Annotated in this window: 4 protein-coding genes and 1 tRNA gene; 1 reads left to right on the forward strand and 4 read right to left on the reverse strand. The window is 62.7% G+C overall.

The features are described 5' to 3' along the window. The coding region (locus AC1D0P_RS21875) for a PhoH family protein (RefSeq protein ID WP_477678672.1) at positions 1–1650 on the forward strand (1650 nt) is incomplete at its 5' end. Positions 1651–1731: 81 nt separating this feature from the next. Here AC1D0P_RS21875 and AC1D0P_RS21880 read toward each other — a convergent pair. The 4 genes from AC1D0P_RS21880 to hscA all read right to left on the reverse strand — a co-directional run. Next, positions 1732–1806 (reverse strand) — tRNA-Val (locus tag AC1D0P_RS21880). 70 nt (positions 1807–1876) lie between these two features. Continuing rightward, a complete protein-coding gene (gene dnaQ / locus AC1D0P_RS21885; protein WP_477678673.1) occupies positions 1877–2584 on the reverse strand; it encodes a DNA polymerase III subunit epsilon in 708 nt (235 codons plus the stop codon). Positions 2585–2638: 54 nt separating this feature from the next. Further along, entirely contained in the window at positions 2639–2977 is a 339-nt protein-coding gene (gene fdx / locus AC1D0P_RS21890; RefSeq protein ID WP_477678674.1) for an ISC system 2Fe-2S type ferredoxin, read from the reverse strand. A 14-nt stretch (positions 2978–2991) separates the two neighbouring features. Beyond that, positions 2992–4807: Fe-S protein assembly chaperone HscA (hscA, locus tag AC1D0P_RS21895; protein WP_477678675.1), on the reverse strand; the 1816-nt coding region annotated here is incomplete at its 5' end.

Here is a 4807-nt window from a genome sequence, read left to right on the forward strand (position 1 = left end):
GCCCTGCTCTCCCCTGACGCGCTTGACGCGCCAGCCCGCTCACCCTCAAAAGTCGTACGAAAAACGGAAAGTGCTGAATCCGCCCAGAAGCCCCCGGTGATGGACCTGTTTGACAGCCGGGCCGCGGGTGAAGGCAGCCATCCTTCGGCTTTTAAAGGAAAGGAAGCCGCTCACCCCGGAAAACCGGCTCCCACCAGCTATAAAAAAGAGAGCATTGCTCTCCCGCAGCCGGTAACCAAACCCAAAAAGGCGAAGCACACCGGCCCCACCAAGCTGTTCGTGCTCGACACCAACGTGTTGATGCACGACCCGATGTGCCTGTTCCGGTTTGAGGAACATGACATCTTCCTGCCCATGATCGTGCTCGAAGAGCTCGACGGCCACAAAAAGGGCATGACCGAGGTAGCGCGCAATGCCCGCCAGACCAGTCGCACGCTGGACGCGCTGGCAGGCGCCCAGGGCGCCGATATCGCCAAGGGCTTGAAGCTGGACACCACCGGCCATCCCGAGGCCGGCGGTAGCCTGTTTTTCCAGACCAAACCGCTGGACTACACGCTGCCCATGAGCCTGCCGCAGGGCAAGGCCGACAACCAGATCCTGGGCGTGGTCGAGGCCCTGCGCAAGGAATACGCACCGCGCGAAGTAGTCCTGGTGTCCAAGGACATCAATATGCGCGTCAAGGCGCGCGCCCTGGGCCTGGCAACCGACGACTACCAGAACGACAAAACCCTGGAAGACGGCGACCTGCTGTACTCCGGCTCGCTGGCCCTGCCGGCGGACTTCTGGACGCGCCAGAGCAAGACCATCGAAAGCTGGCAGCAAGGCAGCCACACCTTCTACCGCATCACGGGCCCCATCGTGGGCAGCCTGCTGATCAACCAGTTTGTGTTCTTTGAGGCCCCCGGAGAGCCGCCCCTGTATGCCCGTGTGACGGAAATCCGGGCCAAAACCGCCGTCCTGAAGACATTGAAGGACTACAACCACCTCAAAAATGCCGTCTGGGGCGTCACCACGCGCAACCGCGAACAGAACTTCGCCATGAACCTGCTGATGGACCCGGAGGTGGACTTCGTCACCCTGGCGGGCACGGCGGGCACGGGCAAAACGCTGATGGCGCTGGCCAGCGGCCTCACGCAGGTGCTCGACGACCGCCGCTACACCGAAATCATCATGACGCGGGCCACGGTGAGCGTGGGCGAGGACATCGGCTTCCTGCCGGGCACCGAAGAAGAAAAAATGGGCCCGTGGATGGGCGCGCTGGACGATAACCTGGAAGTGCTGGGCAAAACCGACAGCGGCTCGGGTGAATGGGGCCGCGCCGCCACCAACGAGCTGATCCGCTCGCGGATCAAGGTCAAGAGCATGAACTTCATGCGCGGCCGCACCTTCCTGAACAAGTACGTGATCATCGACGAGGCGCAAAACCTGACGCCCAAGCAGATGAAAACGCTGATCACACGGGCCGGCCCSGGCACCAAGATCATCTGCATGGGCAACCTGGCGCAGATCGACACCCCTTACCTTACCGAAGGCTCCTCGGGCATGACCTTTGCCGTCGACCGCTTCAAGGGCTGGCCACATGGCGGGCACATCACGCTGGCACGCGGCGAGCGCTCACGCCTGGCCGATTTCGCGAGCGAAGTCCTCTAAATCCATGAAAAACGGCGCCGATTGGCGCCGCAATGAAAAAAGGCCAAGTCGCAAGACTTGGCCTTTTTGTTCGTCAAATTCTGGTGGGCGGTGCAAGTTTCGAACTTGCGACCCCTGCAGTGTGAATGCAGTGCTCTACCCCTGAGCTAACCGCCCTATCGGTCAGCCTATGATTATATGGTGTTTTGGGCCGATTTTTCGGTCCGCCCCCGGAATGCGCTTCAATTCAGGCAGCCAGGGCGCGCCAGACCGTCTTGCCTTTGCTGGATTTGTCGATATCGGCCAGCAGCTTTTCGTGTTCGGCGGCTTCCTGGTCGTTCGCCGCCAGCAAAGGCAACTCAAACGTGCTCAGGTCTATCTGCGGCGCCGAGACCTGGCCTTCCTGGGCCCTATCGTCCACGTCCATCACCAGCGCATTCTGCCCACGGGTCAGGTTGATGTAGACGTCGGCCAGTAACTCCGCATCCAGCAAGGCGCCGTGCAAGGTCCGACCCGAATTGTCGACCTCCAGCCGGTCGCACAGGGCGTCCAGCGAGTTGCGTTTGCCTGGAAACAGCTCCTTGGCCATCATCAGGCTGTCGGTGACCTTGGCCACGCAATGCTTGATGGGCGGCCTGCCTACGAGTTCGAGCTCCTTGTTGAGGAAGCTGACGTCAAAAGGCGCGTTGTGGATGATGATCTCGGCGTCCTGCAGGTATTCCAGCAGTTCCTCGGCGACGGCCGAAAACTTGGGCTTGTCCTTCAGGAATTCATTGCTGATGCCGTGGACCTTGAGCGCATCCTCATGGCTGTCACGCTCGGGGTTCAGGTAGAAGTGGCGATTGTTGCCGGTGAGCTTGCGAGCCACCAGCTCCACGCAGCCGATTTCGATAATGCGGTCGCCGTTTTCAGCGGAAAGACCGGTGGTTTCGGTGTCAAGAACGATTTGGCGCATGGCTGGATTATCGCCTCCGGAGAAGGCTGACCCCACCCGTTTTCACCCGAAAACTCAGTGGTTTTCCTTTGCGTGGTTGATGGAGTACTTGGGTATCTCCACCGTCACGTCGGACTGGGCCAGGAAGGCCTGGCAGCTCAGGCGCGAATTGGGCTCCAGGCCCCAGGCGCGGTCCAGCAGGTCTTCTTCGCTTTCGTCGAGCTCGTTCAGCGAATTAAAGCCTTCGCGCACAACCACGTGGCAGGTCGTGCAGGCGCAACTCAGGTCGCAGGCATGCTCGATGTTGATCTTGTTGTCGAGCAGGGCTTCGCRGATCGAGGTGCCGGCTGGCGCACTGATTTCAGCACCTTGCGGGCAGTATTCGGGATGAGGCAGTATTTTGATGATGGGCATGGTTGTCAGTCGATTCAGACGGCCTCGATGTTTTTACCGGCCAGGGCTTGCTTGATGCCCCGGTTCAWGCGCTGGGCGGCAAAGGCTTCGGTGCCTTTGGCCAGCGCCTGGGTGGCCGCTTCTATCGCGGCCGCGTCGCCGTGCGCGCGCGTGTCGGCCAGGCCGACGATGAGGCCGTCGATCTGCGCACGCTCATTGGGGCTGAGCAGGTCGGCATCCGCCGCCAGGGCGCTTTGCGTGGCCAGGATCATGCGGTCCGCATCGACCCGGGCCTCGGCCAGGGCGCGGGCATTCATGTCTTGCTGGGCGGTGGAAAAGCTGTCCTGCAGCATGCGCGCGATGTCCTCGTCCGACAGGCCGTAGGAAGGCTTCACATCAATGCGCGCCTCGACGCCGCTGACCTGCTCCTTCGCGTTCACGCTGAGCAGGCCGTCGGCATCGACGGTAAAGGTCACGCGGATGCGCGCGGCGCCGGCCACCATGGGCGGGATGCCGCGCAGCTCGAAGCGGGCCAGGCTGCGGCAATCGGCCACCAGGTCGCGCTCGCCTTGCACCACATGCAGGGCCAGGGCGGTCTGGCCGTCCTGGTAGGTGGTGAAGTCCTGCGCCATGGCCGTGGGAATGGTCTGGTTGCGCGGGACGATGCGCTCGACCAGCCCGCCCATAGTCTCAATACCCAGCGACAAAGGAATCACGTCCAGCAACAGCAGCTCATCCCCCGTGTTGTTGCCGGCCAGCTGGTTGGCGGAAATGGCCGCGCCCAGCGCCACTACTTCATCGGGGTTGAGGTTGACCAGCGGCTCACGGCCGAAGAAGCTGGCGACCGCCTTGCGCACCTGGGGCATGCGCGTGGAGCCGCCCACAAGGACCGCTCCCTGGATATCTTCCTTGGCCAGCTTGGCATCGCGCAAGGCCTTGCGAACGGCCGCCAGCGTGCGCTGGGTCAGGTGGGCCGTCGCGGTTTCGAAGTCTTCTGCCTTCATCTCGAAGTTGACGAGGGCCTTGGCCAGTTGCACCGAAAAAGGCACGGGATCGGCGGCGGAGAGGGCTTCCTTGCAGCTGCGCGCGGTGCGTTGCAGGGCCGCCTTGTCGGATGGGGTGAGCGTCTCTGCGGCGAGCCCGGCCTTGGCCAGCACCCAGTCGACCAGCGCGCGGTCGTAATCGTCACCGCCCAGCGCCGAATCGCCGCCGGTGGCCACCACTTCGAAGACGCCTTGCGTCAGGCGCAGGATGGAAATGTCAAAGGTGCCGCCGCCCAGGTCATAGACGGCGTAGACGCCTTCGCTGGCGTTGTCCAGGCCGTAGGCAATCGCGGCCGCTGTGGGTTCATTGAGCAGGCGCAGCACGTTCAGGCCGGCTAGTTGCGCGGCGTCTTTGGTGGCCTGGCGCTGGGCATCGTCGAAGTAGGCCGGCACGGTGATCACGGCGCCGTAGATGTCGTCGTTGAAAGTGTCTTCGGCCCGATAGCGCAGCGTGGCCAGGATCTCGGCGCTGATCTCGACCGGGCTTTTTTCGCCGGCGACGGTCTGCAGCGTGACCATGCCCGGCTTGTCGTTCAGCTCATAGGGCAACTGGGCACGGCTGCCAATGTCATGGATGCCACGGCCCATCAGGCGCTTGACGGAAGAAATGGTGTTGCGCGGATCATCCACCTGCGCCGCCAGGGCCTCATAACCGATCTGGCGTTTGTCGCCCTCAAGATAACGGACCACGCTCGGCAACAACACCCTTCCCTGCTCATCAGGCAGGCATTCGGACACACCATTGCGCACGCTGGCCACCAGCGAGTGCGTGGTGCCCAGGTCAATGCCGATCGCGATGCGCCGCTGG

This window comes from Polaromonas sp. P1_G2 (assembly GCF_056405515.1).

What these genes read in the sequence shown, in the direction of transcription:
- dnaQ (WP_477678673.1), bottom strand. Translation starts at nt 2,584, where the DNA reads ATGCGCCAAATCGTTCTTGACACCGAAACCACCGGTCTTTCCGCTGAA.